General features: G+C 42.9%; 3 protein-coding genes. All 3 read right to left on the bottom strand.

Annotated features, from left to right (window positions below; translation table 11 throughout):
- The coding region (trmD, locus tag ACP45E_RS18665; RefSeq protein WP_069585418.1) for a tRNA (guanosine(37)-N1)-methyltransferase TrmD at positions 1 to 580 on the bottom strand (580 nt) is incomplete at its 3' end.
- Between the two features lie 46 nt (positions 581 to 626).
- A complete protein-coding gene (gene rimM / locus ACP45E_RS18660; RefSeq protein ID WP_026026502.1) occupies positions 627 to 1181 on the bottom strand; it encodes a ribosome maturation factor RimM in 555 nt (184 codons plus the stop codon).
- Positions 1182 to 1213: 32 nt separating this feature from the next.
- A partial coding sequence (gene rpsP, locus ACP45E_RS18655; protein WP_069585416.1) for a 30S ribosomal protein S16 occupies positions 1214 to 1395 on the bottom strand: 182 nt, incomplete at its 5' end.

Genomic DNA, 1395 nt, shown 5'->3' with positions numbered 1-1395 from the left:
ACCGCTCTTCCGATCTGTCTAACACTTCAGGGCGCGTATAGTGAGGGCAATCTAACAGGCCATTAGCAAAAGAATCCTCTTCTGCTGACGCGAAATCACCCAATACACCCGGTATAAACCGCGATACTGAGTCAATCAACGTCATGGCTGGAATTTCACCACCCGTCATTACAAAATCACCAATTGACCATTCTTCGTCAACTTCAGATTGTATAATACGCTCATCTACCCCTTCGTATCGGCCACAAATAAGAACGAGGTTCTCATTGGTTGCCAATTCTTCAACCCCTTTTTGATCGAGTTTTCGACCTTGAGGTGAGAGGTAAATAACTTTCGTCTTTCCCGGTGAGGCTTTCTTAGCGTTATGAATGGCATCGCGCAAAGGCTGAACCATCATAAGCATTCCTGGGCCACCACCGTAAGGTCTATCATCTACAGTGCGATGTTTGTCGTGAGTGAAATCACGAGGATTCCATGTCTCTACCGACAAAAGACCTTTTTTAACCGCTTGACCTGTTACTCCAAAATCCGTAACGCTGCGGAACATTTCAGGAAACAGGCTTATAATGCCAATCCACATGTTTTCACCAATATAAACTTGGTTCTATTCGCTCAGTTACTTAGAGTTAGAATCCAGGATCCCAGTCAACTTCGATCCGTTGAGCTTTGCGATCAACTGATTTGATCACTTGCTCTTCAAGAAACGGGATTAATCGTTCCTTTTGTCCGAAAGCATCTTTTAGATTTGCCTTCACTACAAGAACATCATTTGAACCGGTTTCCATGACATCAGTCACTTTACCCAAATCGTAACCTTTCGTGGTGACAACTTGCATTCCAAACAATTCACGCCAGTAGAATTCTTCTTCTGACAATTCTGGTAACGATGCCGGGTCAATAGCAATTTCGAAATTAGTCAGTAAGTGCGCTTCTTCGCGAACTTCCAAACCAGCTAGTTTTGCTACCATAGCTTTACTATGACGCTTCCAGCTTTCTACTTTGTATTCTACCCACTCGCCCTTTTGTTTAATAAACCAAGGACTGTAATCAAAAATGCTCTCAGCATTGTCTGTGTAGGAAAAAACTTTAAGCCAGCCGCGAATGCCATAGGTAGCACCAAACTTGCCCATAACAATTTTTTCGTTTTGCTCACTCATTGTTTCTTTTCCTTTCATCGACATAAGCTAATTTTCTAATAATAAAAATTATAGAATTAAGCCGCTTTTTTAGCGTCTTTTACTAGCTTAGCTACGCGGTCAGATACAGATGCGCCTTGACCAACCCAGTGGTTAACGCGATCTAGATCTAGACGTAGGCCTTCTTCTTGACCAGTAGCAGTAGGGTTAAAGAAACCTACTTTCTCGATGAAACGGCCAGTTGCTGCATTGCGGCTGT

This window comes from Vibrio genomosp. F10 str. 9ZD137, from assembly GCF_049974785.1.
Lineage (GTDB): Bacteria > Pseudomonadota > Gammaproteobacteria > Enterobacterales > Vibrionaceae > Vibrio.
The sequence above is the reverse complement of the archived record's forward strand: the minus strand, read 5'-3'. Positions and strand labels throughout refer to the sequence as shown.

Bases quoted from the DNA above. Each gene is read 5' to 3' on its own strand.
- rimM (WP_026026502.1), bottom strand. From the start codon at position 1,181: ATGTCGATGAAAGGAAAAGAAACAATGAGTGAGCAAAACGAAAAAATT.